We start from the raw sequence: 21,845 nt of genomic DNA on the forward strand, positions 1-21,845 counted from the left end.
TGCCCCGCGCTGGGGCGTTAGACGGCAAGGAGTACCGTGACTACGCACCGTTTTCGCAGGATACTGTCGCTGCAGTCCACCCTTCTGGCCGCCATCCCCTTCCTGCTGGTCGCCGTTTTGAACGTATTCCTGCTGCTCCCGCACATAAAGGAGGACGTGGAGTCGGGGCAACGGGAACTGGCGCGCGCCTTCGGCGTGGCCATGGACCACTACCTCTCCGCCGCGCTCACCGACGTCAAGGCGGTGGCCGCCCTCCCACTGCGCAAACCGGACTATTTCGGAGACCTCCAGGAGATCCTCGACGCCGAGGTCGAGGCGTCCGCATCGCTCAACGTGCTTTACACCGTCCTCCCGGACGGAACGATCAAGGCGGCAGGCATCCGCAAGGACCACCGCCATACCGAACGGGACCACCGCGCCCTGGAGCGGACGAGCCTCGCCCGGGACCGGCTCTTCCGCGACACCCGCCACTATGCTGGGATCGTCTGGTCCAACACCTTTTTTTCGGCACCCGGCAGGGGCGTGTCGGTCGCGGTCGGGGTCCCGAGCGGGGACCTCGTGGTGATCGGCGAGATCGACCTCGCGAAGCTGATCGGTTCCCTGCGCGACATCGCCGGGAGCACCGGGCAGGAGATCGTGCTGATCGACCACAACGGCCAGGTGATCGCCGCCAAGGATGGGACCGCCCCCTCTCCTCCCCGCTTTCTGGGCGACATCCCGCTGGTGCGCCGCGGACTCCTCTCGGAAAAGCCGGTGAGCGGCGAGTTCACCCTCAAGGGGCGCACCCTGGTGGGAACCATGATGAAGTCCACGCACATGGGGTGGTACGTCCTGGTGACCCAGCCGGTGCAGACCGCCTACCGTTCCGTGGTCATCACCACGCGCAACGTGGCCGCCGGGGCGCTTGCCGCCCTGCTCCTCGCCCTTTCCGCCTCGCTCTTTCTTGCCCGCCGCCTCTCGCGCCGCCTGGAGGAACTGGCCGCCTTCGCCCGCAGGGTGGCCGGCGGCGAGAGGTCTCCCCGCTGGCAAAAGGGGGATATCGCCGAGGTCGAGCAGTTGGCGGAAGACCTGCAGAGCATGGCGAACGAGATCCAGCACCGGGAACAGCAGCTCATGGAAAGCGAGAGGCTCCTGCGCTCCATCACCGACCACGCCTTCCACTACCAGGGGCTTCTCACCCCCGACGGGACCCTGGTCGACGCGAACCGCACCGCGCTCGCCCTCATCGGAGCCGAGAAGGAGGCGGTCTTGGGCCTCCCCTACTGGGACACCCCGTGGTGGAACCACGACGCCGAACTGCGCAAGCGGCTGCGCACCTCGATATCGATCGGCGCGCAGGGGGTCCCGGCCCGCTTCGGGGCCACACACCTGGACCAGGAGGGGGGGGTACACCACATCGACTTCTCACTCTCCCCGATCCGCGACGAGGAGGGGGCGGTGATCTACCTGATCGCCGAGGGGCGCGACATCACCGACTTCGCCCAGGCGAAGAGCGAACTGAAGGAGAGCGAGGAGCGCTTCTACCAGGTCTTCGTGCAGAACGACGACCCCGTCATCCTCATGAAGCTTGAGACCCTGCAGGTGATCGACGCAAACCCCGCGGCACTGGCGCTCTACGGGCTGCGCCACGAAGAACTGCCGCGCCTCGACGTGAAGTCGCTGATCGAAGCGGGGGACCTGGAGAGAATCAGGGGGGCGCTCGCCCACCACGACGGCTCGCAGGGGGTCCTGCAGCGGGCGGTGAGCTACAAGGCGGGGGGCGAAAAGATCGTGATCTCCTTCAGGGGAACACGGATCAGGCTCAAAGACGAGGAGCTCGTGCTCTGCTCCATCCGCGACATCTCCGAAAAGCTCCGGCTCGAGGATGAGATCCGGGCCACCCAGGCGAAGCTGATCCAGACCAACAAGATGAGCTCGCTTGGGATGCTCGTCTCCAGCGTGGCGCACGAGATCAACAACCCGAACCATTGCATCTCCATAAACAACACCGTGCTCACCCAGATCGTGAGGGACGCCCTGGTCCGCCTGCTGGCGCTGAGGGAGGAGGAGGGGAACTTCAGCCTCGGCGGCTTCCCCTACGACGAGGTACTGGAGATGGTCCCCAAGCTGCATGACGGCATCAGGGAAGGGTCGCTGCAGATCGACAAGATCGTGCGGGACATGAAGAACTTCAGCAAGCCCGCCGAGCTGGACATGCAGGGGACCATCGAGGTGAACCGCTCGGTGGAGAATGCCGCCTCGATCCTGTGGCACCATATCCAGCGCCACACGGACAACTGCCGCCTGGAGCTCGCACGGGACCTTCCCGCGGTGCAGGGGAGCCAGCAGCAGATCGACCAGGTGGTGATCAACCTGGTCATGAACGCGCTGCAGTCGCTGCCCGACAAGAACAGCGGTGTGCTGATCCGGACATGGTGCGACCTTGAGCGGACGACGGTGAACCTGAGTGTCGAGGATCAGGGGAGCGGCATGTCGGAGGAGGTGCTCGCGCGGTTGACCGAGCCGTTTTTCACCATGAGAATCGATAAAGGGGGGACCGGGCTCGGACTGTACATCTCTTCCTCCATCGTCAAAGAGCATGGCGGCAGCCTGGAATTCGAATCAACACCGGGGAGAGGCACGAGGGTCACCATGCGCCTCCCCATCCTGAAGGATTAGGCGAGAGACCTGTAAGCGGCCATCAAAATAATGGCTTCGGTGAAAATCAGACGTCGAGGAAGGATAGGGAAAGGTCGACGAGATCGACCACCAGGAAGCGGTCGAGAAGCTTGGCTGAGCCCCCGATGACGTGGCAAAGCTCACTGCACATGAGCCCCGCTATGACGAAGACGCTGTAAGGGCTCACCTCTATCGCCCCCGCCGGCTGCACGCTCCCCGCGTAGATCTCGTTCAGCGGCTGCGACTCCCCTTTCACCAGGGTCAGCACCTGCCCGCGGTCCCCCTGCACACCACCGTGGACCAAGCGGCATCCGGCAGGCAGCGCGTCCCAGAGCGCGAAACGACCCTCGTAGTTGTCGAGACAGTCGGCGACGAGCGGGACACCGCCGGGAACGGCGAAACCGCAGCCGATCCTCTCCTCGCGAACCACGATTTCCACGGTCGAATTGATCGCCTGAAGACGCTCCCGCGCCACGAGCACCTTTTTCCTGCCGAGATCGCACTCCCCGTAGAGGCTCTGGCGGTGCAGGTCCTCAAGGGCCACCGCACCATCGTCAACGAGAAGCAGGCGCCCCACCCCCGCGCGCGCCATGATCTGGCACACCGTGGCTCCAAGCCCGCCTACGCCTGCAACGAGGAGCTCGCTCTCCCCTATCAGGCGCTGCCGCTCATCACCCCAGAAAAGCCGCTGCCTCGCGTAACGCTCCTCCATGCTACCCTCCGGCACCGGGTGGAAAGAGCGCCAGGACGTCCCCGTCCCGCACCGGCGTCTCAAGCCTGTCCAGGTGCAGGATGTTGCGCCGGTTCAAAAGGATGATGGTTCCCGTGTGCAGCATGCAGCGGTCGTCGACGAGTTTGTGGGTCACCGGAATCCGCTCGCCGGCCTGGAAGCGCGCGAGAAGCGCCCCCACGGTATCCCCCTCGCGCCAGGGGAGTTCCACGGACTCCCTTCCCCCAAGCATCATGCGCAACGTTCCGTAAATGCGAAGAAGCACCATGAGCGCGGCCCCTCAGGCGATCTGCCGCATGAAGCCCGCGTACCGGTTCTCCCCCTGCAGCGCCCGCTTCCCCGGAAACGGCAGTCGCGCGCGCACCATCTGGTAGTAGAGCCCGGAATCGTTGGTCTCCCCGACCACCACGGCGCCGATCACCCGGTCCCTCTCGTCGAGAAACACCTTGCGGAACCGCCCCGCGGCTGGCGAGCCGTGCACGATAGAGCGCGGCGCCTCGTCGGAACAGAACCCGATGGCCGCCACCTCGAGGCCGAAGACCTCGGTGATGTTGTTTTTCATGCTCCCTTCATAGACGTGCTCCAGCCCGAGCATGTTGCAGGCCGCCACCTCCCCCTGCTCGACGGCGGTGATCCAGTTACCCTGCACCGTCGTCTCCCCGGTGACGAAGTCCTTCCCTTCGGCCGCGTCCCCGGCTGCGTACACGTTGGGGATCGAGGTGCGGCACCGCGCGTCGATGAGGATGCCGTCTTTCACGGCAAGCCCCGCCCCGGCGGCGAGCCTGGTGTTCGGGATCACCCCCTTCCCCACGACGAGGGCATCGGTAGCGAGCGTCCCTCCCGAGGCTAGGGTTAGTTGCAGCCGCTCCCCTTCCCGAACCTCTGCGATCTCGTCGTGTTTGTGCAGGGTTACACCGGCGGTACCGAAGTGCTCCTCCAAAAGCGCCGCCGACTCCGCGTCGAGCAGACGGCTGAAGATGCGCCCCGAGGCGACGATCAGGTGCCGTTCAACGTCCCGGGAGAGATGGGAAAGCACCGGCACGCTCACGAGCCCCGCGCCGAGCGCGGTGACGCTCCTGGCCGGTTGCAAAAGGGACGCGAGCTTCTCCGCGTCCGCCATGTGCCTGAGCGTACTGATGCGCCGGGAACCGGTTTTGAAGGGGCGCGCCTCGCTCCCCATGGCAAGCAGGAGCGAGCCGAACCTGAGCGTCGTGCCGTCCGAAAGGCCGAGCTCGCGGCGCTCGGGGTCGAGGGAGACGGCGCTTTTGCCGAAGAACGTCGTCACCCCCATCCCGTCGTAGAAGGGGAGATCCACGATGTAGAGGTTCTCCCGGGGCGTCTTCCCCCCGATGAAATACGGGGTGAGCACCCGGGAGTAGGCGGGACAAGCCTCCCGGTCCACGAGCGCTACGCGCACCGTGCGGTTGTGGCGGCGTATTGTCCTTATCGCCTGGAGTCCCGCCGCGCTGTTGCCGACGATCACGATGTCGAACTGCAACATGGTCATCCCTTGCCCCCTATGCAAGCCCCAGCGACTTCACCTTCTCCGCCGTCGGAATCCCCTTCTCCCATCCACGCACGTCGTAGTATTCCGCCAGCATCTCAGGCAGGTGCGACACCGCCCCCTTCATCGGGCCGTCCGGCAAAGGCTCCTCGAGGATGCGTTTCGGGAGGGTGTCCTGGGACGGGTCGATCCCGGCCTTCAGGTTGAACAGGCGCTCCAGGGTATAGATCCGGTCGCCGATTTCCATCATCTGCTCGTCGGAATAGCCGCTGCCGGTCGCCGCGTTGAAAAGCCTGGTCACCTGCGGAATGCCGATACCGAAGGTGGTGAAAAGGCATACCCCGGCGGAGTCAACCACCGCGGTCACGTCCTGGAACGCCTTCGCCCATACCGCCTTTCCGGCCACCGCCTCGGGATCGAGCTTCTCCGGGACGCCGAGGATTTCCGGGGAGACCAGATAGCCGCGCACGTGGCACGCACCGCGGTTACTGGTCGCGTACTCGAGCCCCATCCCCTGGATCGCCCTGCCGTCGTAGGCGGGGAACTCCTGCTTCTTCACCGACATGGAAAGCTCCGGCGCACCGCAGCTTTCCGCGAGACGGTAGGAACCAAGCCCCGCCCTGACACCGAAGCCTTCCCCCTTGCCGGTCATCTCCACGAGCTTGACCATCGCGTCCCCGTCGCCGAACTTAAGCGGCATCCCGGTCTCGGCGTCGCCGAGCAGGCCGCGCTCGTAGAGCTCCATGGCGCATGCCACCGTCGACCCCATGGTGATGGTGTCCATGCCGTACTCGTCGCAGAGGTAGTTCGCCTGGACGATGGCAGCGAGGTCCGAGACGCCGCAGGCAGCACCGAGCGACCAGAGCGTTTCGTACTCCGGCCCCTCCCCGGTACCAGAGAAGCGCGGGTCGGCAAGCCTGGTCACCCGCCCGCAGGCGATGACGCACCCCATGCACCCCTTGTTGCGCTTCAGATAGGTCTGCGCCAGGCGCTCGCCCGAGATATCCTCGGCCTTGTCGAAAGTCCCGCATTGCGAGTTGCGCGTCGGCATCGCGCCGCTCTGGTTGATGATGTTGACGAGGACCGCCGTCCCGAGCGCCGGGAGCCCCTCCGAGGTCACCGGATGCTGGCGCAGCATCTTCATGGTGTCGCGGGCCGCGGCGCGGAAGGCGGCGTTGTCTGCGGTCGCCACGCCACCGGTGCCGCGCACCGCCACGGCTTTAAGGTTCTTGCTCCCCATGACCGCACCGACGCCGCTGCGTCCGGCGGCCCGGTGCTTGTCGTTCACGATGCAGGCGTAGTGCACGAGCGACTCGCCGGCGGGGCCGATGCAGGCGACCTTGGCGTCGCCGTGGAATTCGGCGCGGATGGCGTCCTCGGTCTCGGCGGTGGTCTTCCCCCAGAGATGTCCCGCGTCGGCGAGCTCCGCCTCGCCGTTTTTGATCTTCAGGTAAACCGGGCTCTCCGCCTTCCCCTCGATGATGACGAGGTCGTACCCCGCGTACTTAAGCTCGCAGGGGAAGTACCCCCCCGAGTTGGAACAGGCGATGGTCCCGGTGAGCGGCGACTTCGTCACCACCATGTACCGGCCGTTCGCGGCGCCGTAGGTCCCGGTGAGCGGGCCGGTGGCGAGGATCAGCTTGTTTTCGGCGGAAAATGGGTCGACGGTCGCATCGACCTCGCTGGTTAAGTATTTGGAAGCAAGTCCGCGCCCCCCGATGAAGGCGGCCGCCCACTCCATGTTGAGGGGCTCAACGGTACAGCTCTTGTCGGTCAGATTCACACGCAGCACTTTGCCATGCCAGCCGTTTCCCATATCACACCTCCCCCTGGCCGTCTTTCATCGTTCTCGCGAATCTCAGCACCTTCTCCCTCAGCGGCAGATCCTCCTCGGAATACTGCAGGCAATGGGTCGGGCAGAAGGCGACGCACTCGGGGAAATCAGGGCCGCACAGGTTGCACTTGTCCGCTTTACCGGTCTCGTCCAGGTACTTGATCATCCCGAAGGGGCAGGCGCTGACGCATGTTCTGCACCCTACGCACTTCATCTCGTCCACGGTGACGATGCCCGACGCCATGTCCTTCTCTATGGCCCCCTTCGGACACGCCTTCATGCACCACGGCTCGTTGCACTGCATGCAGGTCACCGTGATGAACTGGGCTTCCTCCATGAACACCTCGTTGATGATGCGGGACTTGCTCGGCGCGAATTCGCCGCGATGCCTGAAGGAACAGGCCATCTCGCAGCTCTTGCAGCCGATGCACTTGGACGGCTCGATGCGAATCAGCTTTTGCATGATGCGACCTCCCTGAGTGAAAGTTTAACAACTATTACATAGAACCGGAAAAACTCCAGCTTGTGAGAGTACCCGAATCACAGAGCTATTCGTTGTCCTGATCGGTCAGGATCGGCGTCCGGAAGAAGTATGTCATTACCGCATCTTGTTTCATCTTGACAAAAGAAGGCCTATGAGTGTAAGCATAATGAAAATAATTTCAGCGATAAACGACAATACTAAACCATTCGCGAGAGTGGGGCGGAAAGCCTAAAGGGTCTCCAAGAGACAGCCGGGTTGCCGAAGTATCCAATGCGATATTCAGCCCCGGCTTTTTTGTGTCCAGAAGAGAAGCCGGAGCTACCAGGGAGGCCCCGATGAACCCACCAAATCAGGCGGCACAACAAGGCCAAGGGAGTTCCAGGAAGAAGCTGGGCGAGATTTTCGTGGAGCAGGGGATCCTGTCCGCCCTGACGGTGGAAAGGCTCGTTGCGTACGCCCGCAAGAAGGGAAAACGATTCGGGACCGTACTCGAAGAACTGGAACTGGTGACGCCGGACGAGCTTGCCGAGGCCCTTGCGCGGCAGCACAACCAGAAGTTCCTGGGCGACTTTCACCGCCACAGGTTTTCCGACGAACTGCTCAAGATGATTCCGCCCAAGGTGGCCATGGCGAACCTCGTCTTCCCGCTGAAGCTGCAGGGGAACAGGCTTGCCGTCGCGACCAGCGATCCCACCCTGCGCGATGTGCTGCAGGCCATCGAGAAAGAGCACGGCGTGACGGTAATGCCGTACGTCTCCACGCGGCGGGAGATCATGACCGCGATCAAGCTGCACTACCTGAAATCGACCCCGGCCGCAGCCGGCGACAGGAAAGCCGTGCTCGTCGTCGATGACGACAAGGCGGTGAGCAGCTTCATCTCCGCATCGCTTAGGCGCAAGGGTTATCATGCCGTGTGCGCCGGCGACGGCATGGAAGCCTTCCGCGAAATCATGTCGAACCGCTTCGACCTCGTGATCACCGACAAGGAGATGCCCAAGCTGAACGGTTACGCCGTTCTGGAGAGCCTGCGCACCTTCCCCGAAACCGAGAAAGTGCCCGTGATCCTGATCACCTCCACCGCCACGGTGGACGAGGAGGCTACCGCACTCAAGCGCGGCTTTTTCGATTTCATCCCGAAGCCGCTGCGCGAAGCCACCCTCGCCGTGAAAGTAGAGCGCGCCCTCGCCATGGCTGAGACGTATTAAGCGGCGCCGGTGCGCAGCCAGAGCGAAGGCTTTGGTCGAAGCATTGACTCATATGCTTGCGAGCACTGACAGTCAAAGAAAAACGAGGCCGCCGAATTCGGCGGCCTCGTTGGTGGGCAAGTTTTCCAGCACGCTTGCGGTTACCCGACTCTTTGGAACTGGGACCTCAGCTTTGCATCCGCCTCCTGACACCTAGCAGTCCGAGAAGGCCGCTGGCGAGCAGCCAGGCCGTCGCTGGGATAGGTGTTGTAGCGTAGAACGTGTCACCGGTCAGGGGTAGGACGTGAGCGGCCAGGAAGTTATCTTTGGCATTGAGCGCTATGATTTGGCTCAGGTCGGTTAGGTTCAGGCCATCCCACGTCAGGGTGAGGGTGACTCCATCAACGGCTCCCGCAAGCCCTTCGCTGCCAATCATGGAAAAGGTGTAGTTGAAAACGCCAAGACCATCCATGTTCCGTTCGGTGGGATTGTTGTAAAGCCCCCCAGGGTCACTGGTCCAACTGACCGTAGCTGGATCAGGAATCAGATTCAGGCCTATGGCGCCGAGTTTGTAACCATCGTAGGCGTCGAAAGTAAAGGTTGCCGTCGGACCGGAAACAGCGGCCGTTACGGTAGCGTATGGCCCTCCCGTAAGGCCGATGTTGCTGGTGCTCAAGGTATAGCTGTCAGAGCTCAATGCTAGTGCAGTAGTTGGTATGATCGTGAGGCAGGCGACCAATGTGAGGATGTTTCGAAATGACCATTTCATATTATCCTCCATCTGTTCACGAAGCCAGTTTGGTGTTGAAAATACTGTAATGATTACGGTAAACAACGGGCCGCGCACGGCCATCCCCAATCGCCACCACCACCTTTCATTTCGTACACGGCGTTTAGCATGCATGCTGGACTTGCCCACACAAGCATTGAACCACGTTTCAAAATGAGAGTCGCAGATGGATCCGACTTCTGTGTGTAAACAGGGTGTTATGGTCTCATCACTTTCTGTGTGACTCACAAAGTTTACCAAGATGCCGAGCCCATTCTATCCTCCCGCTTTCACTTTGCAAGCATGAGGTCAGCAGGCCCCATCGTAGTCACTTTTCACAGCCTTGCGTCTTTTTTTCTCACAGTGGAGCGGTTTGACAACGTGGGTTTGCTATCTAGAATTGCGTCAAATGAGCTGCTAAATCCATTACCAAAAGGCAGAATTGCAACTACATTCAACAGGCGGCCCGCGCTCCGACTGACGCTCTACTGAACCGTAGAGCACTCCCTCCAAGGGTCGGTCATCAGGAGACAGCCTTTGATACTCCCAGTAGACAGAGCGACGGGCGGATCTGCCGCATGGTTCGCCTTGTACGTGAAAGCGCACCACGAATTTGTTGTGCAAAAGCACGTTTGGGAAAAAGGATTTGAAGTATACCTCCCTACCATAAACAGGATGCGGCACTGGAAAGACAGGATAAAACGCATCGATTCCCCCTTTTTCCCCGGCTACCTCTTCACCCGATTGCTTCCCGTACATGACCAGTTTTTGGATTTATTGAAAACGCAAGGTGTCATCCGCATCCTTTCAACGGTCCCGGGGACACCCACTCCGGTGCCAGAAGCGCAGATCGCCGCCCTGAAGATCCTGCTGGCAAACGATCGTGAGCTGGACGTCCATCCGGAGCTGGAGCCTGGGAAGGTCGTGCGGATAACCAGAGGTCCCTTGAAGGGCGTGGAAGGATGCATATGTAGAAAGAACGGCCAGTTGTTCCTGCACGTAAACGTGACGATCATGGGAAGATGCGTTGCCGTGAAGATGTATCAGGATGAAGTGGAACTGGCCTAGGACAAAAGCCGACTCTGAGAAGTAGCCCCCTCCCCCATAGCGATGCAACGCTCGGCCATTCGGCAGGAGTTACCGAATGTGACTGACACGGCGAAGCTATACCCCTCCCCTCCCTATAAGTGCAATACTTTCCTCTCTGGAAGGAAGGAGTGCATGTCATGCTGAATCTGTCGAGACGCCCTCTCGGGAAGCTGTTAGTCGATGGCAAGCTTCTATCCCCGCATAACCTCGAAAGCGCCCTGACAAACCTAAAGCGCACCAAGGAACTATTGGGACAGACACTTGTCAGGATGGGGGTACTGACGTCGCCAGAGGTCGATATCACCCTTCACCTGCAAGGACACCTAAACCACATCGAGGACGCGGTAAAGGTTGCGGCAGGAGAGCGTCGGTTGCTTGGTGCCCTGCTAGTCGAGTCCGGCCAGATCGGCAGCGGACAGCTCGACCAGGCGATTGCCGAACAAAAGCGCAGCGGGGAGAGGCTGGGTGAGGTGTTTATCCGCCTCGGCCTGCTCACCAGGAGGCAGCTAACCGCCCTACTTGATTTTCAGCAGAGCCAGGATGCCACCGCCGAAAGCCCTTTAAGACTTGGAGAACTACTCGTTGCCACCGGGTACATCTCCCGCGAACAACTGGAACATGCGTGTGAGGGATTAGCTATGACCACAACAATAAATGGCCTCAGTTCTTGGGGAAGAGTAAAAATATTGTGTGTGTGTTACTTACAGCAATACTATTAACCATGTGCTGCACAGCTAGGGCTTTAGCAGTTGATTATTATGTCAGTTCATCGTTAGGATCAGACAATAATTCTGGGTTGTATCCTGATACACCATGGAAATCGCTGTACAAACTCAATCACACGATATTGAGTCCAGGCGACCATATATATCTGAAAAAAGGTGATGTTTGGCGCGAAGGCCCAGGCATAATTATTTCGTATTCAGGTAATTCTAGCAACAGCATTGAATATAGTACATATGGTAGCGGATCAATGCCGGTAATCAATGGGAGTGTAGTCTTATCTGGCTGGACTAATAGCGCAGAAGGTAAATTTTATTTAGATTATACTGGTACATGTGAAGGCTTGCTCCAAGATGGATTACCTCTTACTAGAGCATCTACCTCTGAGCTTTTGGATGGAAGCTGGTATTTTGATGGAGCAAGAATTTACTATAAACCTACAACCGGCTCTGCTAGTGACCATAGTGTCGAAGGATGCAAGCTGACCGTCGTCCAGATCCTTGCACAAAACTATGTTACTCTAAAAAATATAGCCTTTTATGGAGGGGCCGGCATAGGAGTAGGAGTGGTGAACTCTAGCAATATACAGATAATAAACTGCACAATTACAGCCAACGCTTGGGCTGGAATAGGAATAAAGAATGACCCGACTAAGGCCGGCTCGCCGAGTTCAAACATCTTAATACAAGGGAACACCATAGGCTGGAATGGAAACGGGATATACTTAATTTCAGAAAACGGAGCTGCAGGACTAGAAAAGATAAACGTAGTCGAAAATGTTGTGGAGTATAACGACTTCAATGAGGTCTGGAAACATAAGACCTTAGATGGTCACGGTCTTGGAGTCCAAAATACCAGCAATAGCTATTTCGGCAAAAATGAGTTTAGGTACAACAATACCGGACCTATAATCTGGACAAGTCTCGACCGTAGAAGTGACAACAATATCATTGCTAGAAACTACTCACATCACAACCAGAAATTTGGCATGGCCCTGACGGGAGAAGGTCAGGATAATAGCTCAAACAATAGGTGGATATACAATATTATTACAGATAACGGATCAAGAGATGGGTTCGATGGTGGTTTGAGGATAAACCGATCGAATCGTGGCAAAAATTTCTTTATTCACAATACCCTAGCACGAAATGACGTGAACATTTATCTATATTCTTTAACAGATTATGCAATTATCAGTAAAAACATATCTTTTTCACCTCTTTCATTCCATGTGTTACTCGAAGTCCCTTTGAGTCAAAATATTTTCGCAGAAAACCTTTACTTTCCTGATGGCACTGGTCTGTTCGGAATTCAGCTTTTAAGAACACTAAACTTCGCGGGGTGGCGTGCTCAAACAGGAGGTGAAAAAGGGTCTTCAGTCGGCGATCCATTATTTGCAGATACATCATTGACACGACCCGAGCATTTTGTCCCATCACCAGCGTCACCTGCCTGGATAAAGCTGCTTCCTCCAGTGGGAGCTCGCCCGAAAAGTGGACCGTTTTCTGTAACTACTTTGGAGCCCGACCTGCCGCTTGAGTACAATGTCGATTATTTCGGCCAAACTCCTGGCAACGCCCCCTTCAGAGGCGCTATTCAAGGATCGCTGCAATAACTCTACTTAAAGCAGCTCCCATTATCTAAATGCCCGGTGCACATTTAAACAAACGGCGACTCTTCATAAACATTCTAGGAGCGATCATCCAACCACTGGTCGTAACTAGTACTCTCCTTTTCCTATACCGATTCCTTCTTCGGACCATAGGTGTGGATAAAGTTGGAATTTGGTCACTAGTACTTGCCTCAACGTCAATTTCTCAGATTGCAAACATGGGTATGTCAGGAGGGATAGTCAAATTCGTAGCCAAATACTTTTCACAGTGTGAACCAGAAAAAGTAAATGGCGTGGTTCAAACTGCTTTGTTAGCATTAACAGTTGTGAGCGGGCTAATGCTTTTACTTTCTTATCCTGCATGTTACTACGTTCTATCTTTGGTCTTAACTTCAAACAGGTTACCGGAAGCATTAGCAGTCTTGCCTCATGCTCTTATTGCAGTTTGGATCATGTTGATAGGCACGGTTTTTCAATCTTGCTTGGACGGTGTCCAAAGAATGGACCTGAGGAGTACAACGCAGATAACAGGGGCGCTGGTCTACCTCGCGTTCTGCCTTCTGCTTGTGAGGGATTTCGGCCTGCTTGGCTTGGCATGGGCCAGAATCATCCAAAATTTCTACATTGTTGCCTCAAGCTGCTTTTTACTGAAAAGATATCATCCACAAATCTCACTTTTTCCACAAAGTTGGGACAGATCATTATTTAAAGAAATGATCGGGTATGGGACAAGCTTCCAGGTCATGTCGTTGATGAGCATGCTTTATGATCCAATTACAAAAGCGATACTTAGCAAGTTCGGCGAACTCACTCTTGTCGGATATTACGAGATGGCGTCGCGAATGGTAGCGCAACTGCAATCTGTCACTACCTCTGCCAACGGTGTCATTGTTCCTGTTGTAGCAGAATTACAGGAAAAATCACCGGAGAAGATCAAACATCTCTATCTAACTTCTTACCAAGCAATGTTTTATATATCACTACCGTCATATTCGTTTGTGATAATGATCGCACCTTTTGTTTCCAAGTTATGGATAGGCCATTACGAACCAAGCTTTGTAATATTTGCAACATTTCTCACAGTTGGATGGCTTCTTAATTCCTTGAACAGCCCGGCCTACTTCGCTTACCTTGGAACAGGCGATCTTTACTGGAATACGTTCTCACATGTCACCATCGCAGTTTCTAACACACTCATAGGAATTTTACTTGGCCTTATTTTCGGAGGGGCAGGAGTTGTTGCAGGTCGAGCGTGCTCCATTGCACTAGGGAGTTGTGTAATAACCAGTTCATTTCACTTCAAGAACGGTATCTCATTGAAGGATTTGTTGCCAGAATCAAGTAGGTTAATGTTCAGCGCCTGTTCATTGGGTATTGTCGCCTCTATTTCATTAAATTTGTTATACCACGTTTCATTTGATTCAATAAGCGCAGTTTACAGTTTAGTTTTAACTGTAGTGTCTTTACTTATCCTGACTTCAATGTGGTTTCATCCAATCAGGCATGAGATTTGGTTACAAATCAATGCAAGTTTTAGAAAAAACATTGACGTACTGTGAAGCTTAAAACGGTAGCATCCTCTTTTATCACAACAAGGAATACCAACATGTTTAAAAGCATATTCATAACGGCCTCACAGGGAGACGAAGGCCAAAACTTCGAACATATCATGAGGGTCATTTTCCTAAGCAGATTCTCAGCACTCACCATCATAGTCACATCTGGAGCAAATTTTGACCGCTACCTTCATCCGGGCACCAAGACCGTCAGATCTCCTTTTTCTGGGAAATTAGGCCTGATTTTTTACTCAACTTACTGGTTATTTAAGCACCGTAAGTATCTGGATGATGCCATATTAGTTTGTGAGCCCACAGTGACAGGTGTGGTAGGTTTCATCGCAAAACACTTCGCCAACATCAAATGGATCGTTGACGTTTGGGATATCCCCATTAGACACATCAAGAGTCCTGACACAGTAAACGGACTTGCTGAATTCCGCATCGCGCTCACCAGACGAGTCATGAGGTTGGTCTACAAAACTGCAGATCTGTTTATTGTGGGTATCAAAACTAATTTTCAGTTTGAATTTTACCGAATTCCAGAGAGGAAGATCCTTGCTTGGCAAACCACAATATGGTTACCAGAACAAAGTATGGACGCAAGCGATAATGAATTCTCTCCATTCAACGTGTTATGCATGAAGAGTTTGCATTCTCATGAATGCGGTCTGGATATCCTCCTGCGGGCTTTTTCAATATTTAAAGCTCAAGCACCAGATTCTCGTCTTTGGATCATTGGGAAAATTAGAGAGGATGCTGAATCCTCGATTAAACAATTTGCTGCCGTCGAGGATGTAGAGTATTTTGGCTTTTTGGAGCATAAGCAATTAATGAACATGATCAGGCGAGCAAATGTCTGTGTCATCCCATGGCGCAATGAGGTTGACAATGCTCAACTTTATCCAACCAAGGTAATGGAGTATATGACAGAAGGGAAAGTTGTGCTCGCAGCTAAAGTCGCTGGAATTTCTGAGATGATCGTAGATGGAGAAGACGGAATCCTACATCGGGCTGGAGATGCTGATGATCTTGCAGGAAAGTTGTTCACATTATACAAGGACAAGGAACTAAGAAAACGTTTAAGCGATAACGCAAGGAAGTACCATCCCAGATTTGACACCATACGTAAACACGAGGAAATTTTCAATGCGCTCAAAAGGCTGGTAAATGACGATTCAGCCACTGATCTAACCGGAATCAGGCCCCTAAATTTGCCTTCAAAGTAAATACATGTACTAGCTGTGCAAAGTGTAAATCACGAACAAAACAATCGTGAAAAACAACCATTTTATAATAGCAGCCACCACTATTTGCTTTTTCGTCCTCAGCCTATTTCTGCCAGGACCGCGGGACTGGTTCATGTCTTTAAGAAGAAAGCCGCTTGTGGCGTTCCTCGTATTCCTGTCACTCGTCGCAGCAATCTTTCTAAGCGGCGCACGAGAGGGTAAAGCCGTGGGTGACGAACTAATTGACGCGCTGCGTCTTCTCCGAATCATCATTCTTTCCGTAATGTGTACAATGGCGCTATTGGCCTATCTATTGAAAAGTAAGCGAGCTAGCGCCAGTGCCAGTTTATTCTTTTTCGCCATTTACGGTCTTCTTGCGATGTTGTCAGGGACTTATTCCTTATTCCCAATGTTATCCATGTATAAAGCATTTGAAGTAATCACATTTGTGGCTTTAGGGCTCGCGGTAGGCGCCTATCTCCACACGTGGCGCGATATAGAAGATGCAGTTAATATTGTTCTCGTATCGGTATGGTACCTCGTACTTTCTGCCTCGGTCGGAATAGCACTTGCCCATAAAGAGGCGTTGGGCAATCCGCTTGTTGATAACTCTTTTACATTTACCTTTGGAGGTGTTTTCCCAGCCATCAATCCAAACTCCCTGACACAATTTTCCGGGATCTTAGCCGTGTGTGTCATTTCTTGGTTGTTCACTCAGCAAAGACACAATAGTTACATAGGACTCTCAATCATTCTCTGTGTCAGCATCACTACCATGATCCTGGCTCATAGCCGCACCTCACTGTTTGCTTTTATAGCTGCCACGACATTGGTGGTTATAACATACAGGAAAATACTTTTAGCTGCTTCATTCATAACCCTGGGAGCGTTTATGACATTAGTTCTCCCTTTATGCGACTTCTTGATGAGTTATTTTATGAGAGGTCAGTCGTCTGAGCATTTCACCTCTCTCACAGGACGTACTCTTTTCTGGCCCTTAGTCCTTGACCAAGTTTATAAATCTCCCATCGTTGGACATGGCTTCTATGCCAGTCAGTTTATGCTGTTCGGCGTGCCGAGCGTCGACAATACGTATCTTGAGGTATTACTCGGACTTGGAATTATCGGGCTTGCTGCCTTTTCGATCGTTGTCGCAAGCGTCACGTACAACATCTGGCTATCCAGACATAAAGCGTGCACTGGGTCGCTTGAACATCGGCTGATTTGGACAGAAATCGCCGTGATCTTTATTTTCCTTTTCTTTCGTAGTTTAACAGGCCCATCCTTTCAAAATCTCAACTTTAACCTTACGATTTTTGTTTTCGTAATGGTCTGTGCCTCTGCCATTCGCCGTATAGTCGTCCATCAATAAACTAATCTGCGGCCACGGGTAGACCCGATCAGGTCGCTCCCTACAGCGACTCCAAGTATGGAACCAGAAACCCGAGCGCTTCTCCACACAAAATGAACGGCTCAACATGTTAAAACTTCGAAATGCTACCGTTGGTTGGCTTGTGCCAATTCTAGGCTCAGGCGGTAGCCTTCTATACAATCAATCCTTGTTTGAATCTCTTTCGGAACGCTGCCACTCTTTCCGTGTATTTACGACCGAATTCCATGGAGACAAGGAGCCTTTGAAATTCAAAGTTGAATGCCTTGGCGGAATCAGAAGGATGTACCCGCCCGAAAGGATAGCCAACCAGGGAACACAGGGGCGCCTTGATGAAATCTGCCTGATCAATCCTGCAGTAATGGCACCTCTACGCTATTACCGCCCTGACCTTCTCATAACGAATGAATTCAGCCTCTTGTCCCTTTACGCAATAATTTATCGTCTACTATTTAATGGAGTCCGCGTATTACTGGTGATGGAAACACGGCCTTGTTTTGCCCAAAATAAACTAATATCACTTCTTAGGCGGGTACTTCGTACTGCAGTAGCCAATAATGTTGATGTCATCCTTACAAATAACCTTGAGGGACAGGATTATCTTGTCGATGTATTGCATGCTCCAGAGAGAAATATTGTAGTACGCCCTTATGTAGTATCTGATATGGCATTAATGTCCGGAATAGCAAGAAACGATCTTTGTAAAGGTCAACCCTCAAGGAAGTCCCCCCCCACAATACGTTTCCTTTTCGTAGGGCGTCTAGTCGAACTGAAAGGACTGCAGTATGTACTAGATGGTATGAAGTTACTTATGCACAAGTATCGTGGGCGTTTCATATTTGATGTCGTGGGAGATGGACCATACAGAGAAAACCTGGAGCAACAATCCCACGCTTTGGGATTATCCGATCACGTTGTCTTCCATGGAAAACAACCATATTCTGGATTATGGGCGTGGTATAAGGAAGCCGACGTATTTTTATTCCCAACGTTAGGGGATTATCGGGCCTTGGCACCGTTCGAGGCAATATCCATGGCACTGCCAATCATAGCTTCTATTCATGACGGTGGCATCGGAGAAACCGTTGACGAGGGGCGAAATGGATTTTCAATCGAACCGCGAGATACCAAGGCTTTGGTCGAAATCCTCTCACGCTTTCTGGAGTCGCCAGCTATTATCCCCCATTTCAGCAGGAGGTCACTCGAAATTGCTTCTGCCTACACCTTGGACAAGGCTGTAGACTCCTTAGCCTATGCATGCGAGAGAGCACTGCATTCCTGATGTTGTTCCCCAAGCAACTCCTTCCCTTTACGTACACTCAGGCCATTAGAGAAGAAGAAGGAACATCGCTATGACAGGAACTGAAACGTCTAGATCATACCTCCTTTTGGCGATTCTCGAAAGGATTGAGGCAAGACATGTCCCCTACGCCATCTTAACGCCCGCTAGCGGTCAGGTCCCTGACACTACTTCCGATGTTGATCTGGCGCTTGATGCTGATCCTAGAAGCACAATAGAGCCTATTCTTCTAGAAATGCAGGGTCTAGGAGAGGTTAAGATCCTTCAGCGGTTGTACTACGAGGTGCCGGCAGGCTTTTGCTACACATTGGTTTCAAACGAGCAACAAAATCAAGATATTTTGTCCCTCGATTGCCTCTGGGATCCTTATGGCATCAGTCGTTACAACATAAATACTCTTGAGTTGGTGGCAAGACGGGTAAAGGAGCAATGGGGGTACCGGGCTAGCGATGTAGACCTTGCCGTCTATTTTTTGAAAAAAAGAGCGGCCAAAGCTGCCCATTTCATGCTCACTACTAACAAGAGCCAACTGGACAATCTACAGCAAATTCTTCAACGACTGCAAGCGGCGGATTACCTTATAATAAAAGAGAGTTTCCAAGGCTGCGATACAGAGGGAATCATCAAATCCATTGGGACAGCAAAAACCTTAAAAGATGCCAACTCAGCAATAATGCGCGTTTGGCAAGCCTGGGGAAAACATCGCTGGAGTAGACACCCGTTGCTGTGGCTTCACAGTCTGTGGAGAAACTTTCTCCGGCTGACTCACCGACTGTTACACCCCACGGGCCTTTTCGTAGTTCTTGTGGGGCCAGACGGTTGTGGAAAATCCACGATCGCCCAAGCCGTAACCCAGAAACGACCACGAATATACAGGCGATCATGGTCTTTCCATTGGCGTCCCGGTTTTCTGCCAAAACTCTCCAGATATATGCAGAGACCAACTCCAGCGAGTCCTGAACCACAACGAGAAGCCGTTTACGGAACAGTCACTTCATTTGTGAGGTATCTATACTATCTTACCGATTTCACATTTGGCTATTGGTTTCTGGTCTACCCACAAAAAGTGGCAACCGCCCTCATTGTCGGCGAGCGATGGTATTATGACATCATCGTTAATCCGCAACGCTATGGCTTCCGCCTCCCTTCTTCTGTTTTGCGGTTTGGACAAAGATTTGTGCCGAGACCTGATATTGTTTTTATGCTGAAGGCTTCAGCGACTGAAGTTTATAGACGCAAGCCAGAATTGACTACCGAAGAAATCAAGACTCAAATTGATAAATTCGATCTTCTTCTCGTCAACGAGCCAACAGTTGAAATTGACACGGGAACAGATGAATTGAGTTCAATCCAGAGGGTACAGTTCGAAATTTTGGAAGAATCAGCACGGGTTACCGGTCAACGTCTTAAACACGTTCTGACATGGGTTGGATTTGGGCCCCGTTCCGGCACCAAAGTCTGGCGACACCCCAAAGTCCCCCCACGGAGAGCGCTACAATTGTATCATCCCGCATCAACGACAGGGCGGTTGGCAAAATCTGTCGCGTCAATTCTCCCATCCCCTCTGTCCACCCGTTTACTCTTCCGCACATTGCCATCATCAGCAGTAGTTGAAAGGCTGTGTCAATATTCCAAGACAATACAAAGTATCTTATCTGAGCCAACAGCCACAGTCAGTTTTGCCACAGGCACTCCAGGACCGCACCGCAAAACGGTAGCCCAGGTCGCAGTGGACGATACAGTAAGCGCGTATGTCAAGCTCGACATAAACAACACACTTAAAGTACTTTTTGATACAGAGAACGCTGCCCTGACGTTAATTACTAAATCTCAAGCGACTCCATTCAGGCATCCCGTAGTTCTCTATGACGCAATAGTGGAAAACATTCGGTATTTATTCCTTAGTGGGCCAGAAAATGGTTCACACGCACGACATCTAAAACCGGACCACTTGGACAGGTTGTTTCTTACGTACTGGATAGATGCAGAGTCAGCATCAATTCAGTTAAACGACCTCCTTACGAACATTGTCACACACTATTACGAAAGCGCCCTCCCCTTAGTTCTGACTAGCGCCATAGACTTCGTGAGAACCAGTTTCAAGGAAAGCGCTGCGCGTGCGTGGCCCAGCCACGGAGACTACGCCCCGTGGAACACCCTGCTGCTCAGTGACAACTCCCTCTATGTATTTGACTGGGAATATTTCGATGTCCAAGCGCCTGCATTGCAGGATTTCTTCCACCGAATTTTCATGCCGGCCAAGTTGAGTGAATCTCTCTCCCCGAAGCAACTCATCATGCGCCTGCTGTCCATACGCAATGACACCTTTTGGGGGCCGATACTGGACTATTCAGGAGTGCGCGATCATGAGTTACCCGGGTATCTAATGCTTTACCTGTTGAGGCAGGTAACCCGTCAAGAAACCGTTGCCATTTCAGAAAACACCTCCACGTCCTATGTCCTCGCCTGCATACACAGTCTCCTTTTGCAATCAAACTATCCAGACATCACATGAAAGTACTCGTCTCCGCCTATGCCTGCGAACCCAATAAAGGTTCAGAACCAGGAATTGGATGGAATCTGGCAAAACAAGCTGCCCTGTTCCATGAAGTATGGGTGCTGACCAGAAGGAACAATCGCGAAGTGATTGAGGAGGAAATGCGTTTAAATCCTTGCACGTCTTTGCACTTTATATACATAGATTTACCTGGTTGGTTTTGTTTTTGGAAAAGAGGCGCAAAAGGACTCCATATTTACTACTGTCTCTGGCAGGTTGCGGCTTACCGTCACGCAAAACGCCTTCTTAGAGAAATCGACTTTGATCTAGCACACCACCTGACGTTTGGCAACGTCTGGCTCCCCACCCTCCTTTGGAAGCTACCAATTCCTTTTATTTGGGGGCCACTGGGGGGGTACGAAACAATTCCTCTGACATTTTGGAGGATGTTCAAATTGAAATGGAAGTTGTTTGAATTCATCAGATGCCTAATTCGGTTCTGGGCACGCTATCTTGATCCTTTAACCATGAGAACAGGGGAAAAGGCGTCAATTATAATAAGTCGCACTTTTGAGACCGAATTAGCATTGTTAAAAGCATTTCCAGGCAAGATTCGATCTATGCCAGGAAATGGTCTTAACAGATACGAAATTGAAGATAAATTTTTGAGTTATTGCAACCCAATTGATACGCCCATACTCAACGTGCTAATGGTGGGAAGAATGATCCACTGGAAAGGATTTGACATGGGAATCCAGGCCTTTAAAAGATTGGCTACGGCTAACACTGCCGCAAAATTACATATTGTCGGATCAGGCCCGGAAGAGAAACACCTGAGAAGCCTTTGTTCGTCCATTGGTATCGGCGAGAAGGTCATTTTTCACGGCCAAACGAGCCACCAGGAAGCCTTGGGCCACTTTGAAAAAGCTGATATTTTACTACACCCAAGCCTGAAAGACTCTGCCTGTTCCGTCATCTTTGAGGCCATGGCAGTCGGAATCCCGGTAGTTTGCTTGAATTGCGGGGGGCCTGGCGAGGTCGTAACTGAAGCATCCGGCATCAAGATCACTCTCAAGAACCCACGTCAAGCAGTAGAAGATTTAGCCGCAGCGCTCATTCATCTAGGCAATGACAAGGCGTTGAGGCAGGCGCTCGGCGCTGAGGGAAGAAGGCGATTGGAAGAGTTTCTCTGGGAGCAGCAGGGATACGCTCAAAGGGAACTTTACATCGAAGCTGTCTCTGCCGAGGCATTCAAACACAGGCAGAATTAGTCGGCAAAACCAATC

At 53.4% G+C, this 21,845-nt stretch carries 17 protein-coding genes and 1 riboswitch; of the genes, 11 read left to right on the forward strand and 6 right to left on the reverse strand.

Going from position 1 to position 21,845, the window contains the following annotated elements:
• Window positions 1–36: 36 nt before the first annotated feature.
• On the forward strand, window positions 37–2,658 hold the full coding sequence (locus D6Z24_RS17150; RefSeq protein ID WP_129127841.1) for a PAS domain S-box protein: 2,622 nt from the start codon (window positions 37–39) through the stop codon (window positions 2,656–2,658).
• A 46-nt stretch (window positions 2,659–2,704) separates the two neighbouring features.
• Here D6Z24_RS17150 and D6Z24_RS17155 read toward each other — a convergent pair whose 3' ends face one another.
• From D6Z24_RS17155 to D6Z24_RS17175, 5 genes are read right to left on the reverse strand one after another with little or no spacing between them, the layout of a single operon-like run.
• Window positions 2,705–3,370 carry a HesA/MoeB/ThiF family protein gene (locus tag D6Z24_RS17155; protein WP_129127842.1) on the reverse strand — a complete coding sequence of 222 codons (666 nt, stop codon included), beginning with the start codon at window positions 3,368–3,370 and terminating at the stop codon, window positions 2,705–2,707.
• A gap of 1 nt (window position 3,371) precedes the next feature.
• Window positions 3,372–3,656 (reverse strand): MoaD/ThiS family protein, encoded by a 285-nt coding sequence (locus D6Z24_RS17160; protein ID WP_129127843.1) that lies wholly within the window; start codon window positions 3,654–3,656, stop codon window positions 3,372–3,374.
• Between the two features lie 12 nt (window positions 3,657–3,668).
• Window positions 3,669–4,895 (reverse strand): NAD(P)/FAD-dependent oxidoreductase, encoded by a 1,227-nt coding sequence (locus D6Z24_RS17165; protein ID WP_246014708.1) that lies wholly within the window; start codon window positions 4,893–4,895, stop codon window positions 3,669–3,671.
• Between the two features lie 10 nt (window positions 4,896–4,905).
• Window positions 4,906–6,708 (reverse strand): aldehyde ferredoxin oxidoreductase family protein, encoded by a 1,803-nt coding sequence (locus D6Z24_RS17170; RefSeq protein WP_129127844.1) that lies wholly within the window; start codon window positions 6,706–6,708, stop codon window positions 4,906–4,908.
• A gap of 1 nt (window position 6,709) precedes the next feature.
• A complete protein-coding gene (locus D6Z24_RS17175) occupies window positions 6,710–7,189 on the reverse strand; it encodes a 4Fe-4S dicluster domain-containing protein (protein ID WP_129127845.1) in 480 nt (159 codons plus the stop codon).
• A gap of 207 nt (window positions 7,190–7,396) precedes the next feature.
• Window positions 7,397–7,473, forward strand: a riboswitch (cyclic di-GMP riboswitch).
• Window positions 7,474–7,545: 72 nt separating this feature from the next.
• Here D6Z24_RS17175 and D6Z24_RS17180 point away from each other — a divergent pair.
• Window positions 7,546–8,415: a response regulator gene (locus tag D6Z24_RS17180; RefSeq protein ID WP_129127846.1), complete on the forward strand. Its 870-nt coding sequence runs from the start codon at window positions 7,546–7,548 to the stop codon at window positions 8,413–8,415.
• A gap of 166 nt (window positions 8,416–8,581) precedes the next feature.
• Here D6Z24_RS17180 and D6Z24_RS17185 read toward each other — a convergent pair whose 3' ends face one another.
• Window positions 8,582–9,247 (reverse strand): hypothetical protein, encoded by a 666-nt coding sequence (locus tag D6Z24_RS17185; RefSeq protein WP_129127847.1) that lies wholly within the window; start codon window positions 9,245–9,247, stop codon window positions 8,582–8,584.
• A gap of 453 nt (window positions 9,248–9,700) precedes the next feature.
• Between D6Z24_RS17185 and D6Z24_RS17190 the strand changes: the two genes are divergently transcribed.
• The 9 genes from D6Z24_RS17190 to D6Z24_RS17230 all read left to right on the forward strand — a co-directional run bounded on the left by D6Z24_RS17190 (window position 9,701) and on the right by D6Z24_RS17230 (window position 21,830).
• Complete coding sequence (locus tag D6Z24_RS17190; RefSeq protein WP_162605163.1) at window positions 9,701–10,231, forward strand: UpxY family transcription antiterminator; 531 nt, start codon at window positions 9,701–9,703, stop codon at window positions 10,229–10,231.
• Between the two features lie 158 nt (window positions 10,232–10,389).
• Window positions 10,390–10,971 (forward strand): hypothetical protein, encoded by a 582-nt coding sequence (locus tag D6Z24_RS17195; protein WP_129127849.1) that lies wholly within the window; start codon window positions 10,390–10,392, stop codon window positions 10,969–10,971.
• Between the two features lie 254 nt (window positions 10,972–11,225).
• The gene (locus D6Z24_RS17200) at window positions 11,226–12,590 is read left to right on the forward strand and encodes a right-handed parallel beta-helix repeat-containing protein (RefSeq protein ID WP_162605164.1); all 1,365 of its coding nucleotides are present in this window, start codon (window positions 11,226–11,228) and stop codon (window positions 12,588–12,590) included.
• A 29-nt stretch (window positions 12,591–12,619) separates the two neighbouring features.
• Complete coding sequence (locus D6Z24_RS17205; RefSeq protein WP_129127851.1) at window positions 12,620–14,146, forward strand: oligosaccharide flippase family protein; 1,527 nt, start codon at window positions 12,620–12,622, stop codon at window positions 14,144–14,146.
• A gap of 47 nt (window positions 14,147–14,193) precedes the next feature.
• Entirely contained in the window at window positions 14,194–15,372 is a 1,179-nt protein-coding gene (locus D6Z24_RS17210; RefSeq protein WP_129127852.1) for a glycosyltransferase, read from the forward strand.
• A gap of 133 nt (window positions 15,373–15,505) precedes the next feature.
• Window positions 15,506–16,744, forward strand: coding sequence for an O-antigen ligase family protein (locus D6Z24_RS17215; protein ID WP_129127853.1), 1,239 nt, complete (start codon window positions 15,506–15,508; stop codon window positions 16,742–16,744).
• Window positions 16,745–17,006: 262 nt separating this feature from the next.
• Entirely contained in the window at window positions 17,007–18,044 is a 1,038-nt protein-coding gene (locus D6Z24_RS17220; protein ID WP_162605166.1) for a glycosyltransferase family 4 protein, read from the forward strand.
• A 70-nt stretch (window positions 18,045–18,114) separates the two neighbouring features.
• Window positions 18,115–20,577 (forward strand): nucleoside/nucleotide kinase family protein, encoded by a 2,463-nt coding sequence (locus tag D6Z24_RS17225; protein WP_129127855.1) that lies wholly within the window; start codon window positions 18,115–18,117, stop codon window positions 20,575–20,577.
• The gene (locus D6Z24_RS17230) at window positions 20,574–21,830 is read left to right on the forward strand and encodes a glycosyltransferase family 4 protein (protein ID WP_129127856.1); all 1,257 of its coding nucleotides are present in this window, start codon (window positions 20,574–20,576) and stop codon (window positions 21,828–21,830) included. Before D6Z24_RS17225 ends, D6Z24_RS17230 begins: the two co-directional genes overlap by 4 nt.
• The last annotated feature ends 15 nt before the right edge of the window (window positions 21,831–21,845 follow it).

The organism is Geomonas oryzae (assembly GCF_004117875.1).
Taxonomy (GTDB): Bacteria; Desulfobacterota; Desulfuromonadia; order Geobacterales; family Geobacteraceae; genus Geomonas; species Geomonas oryzae.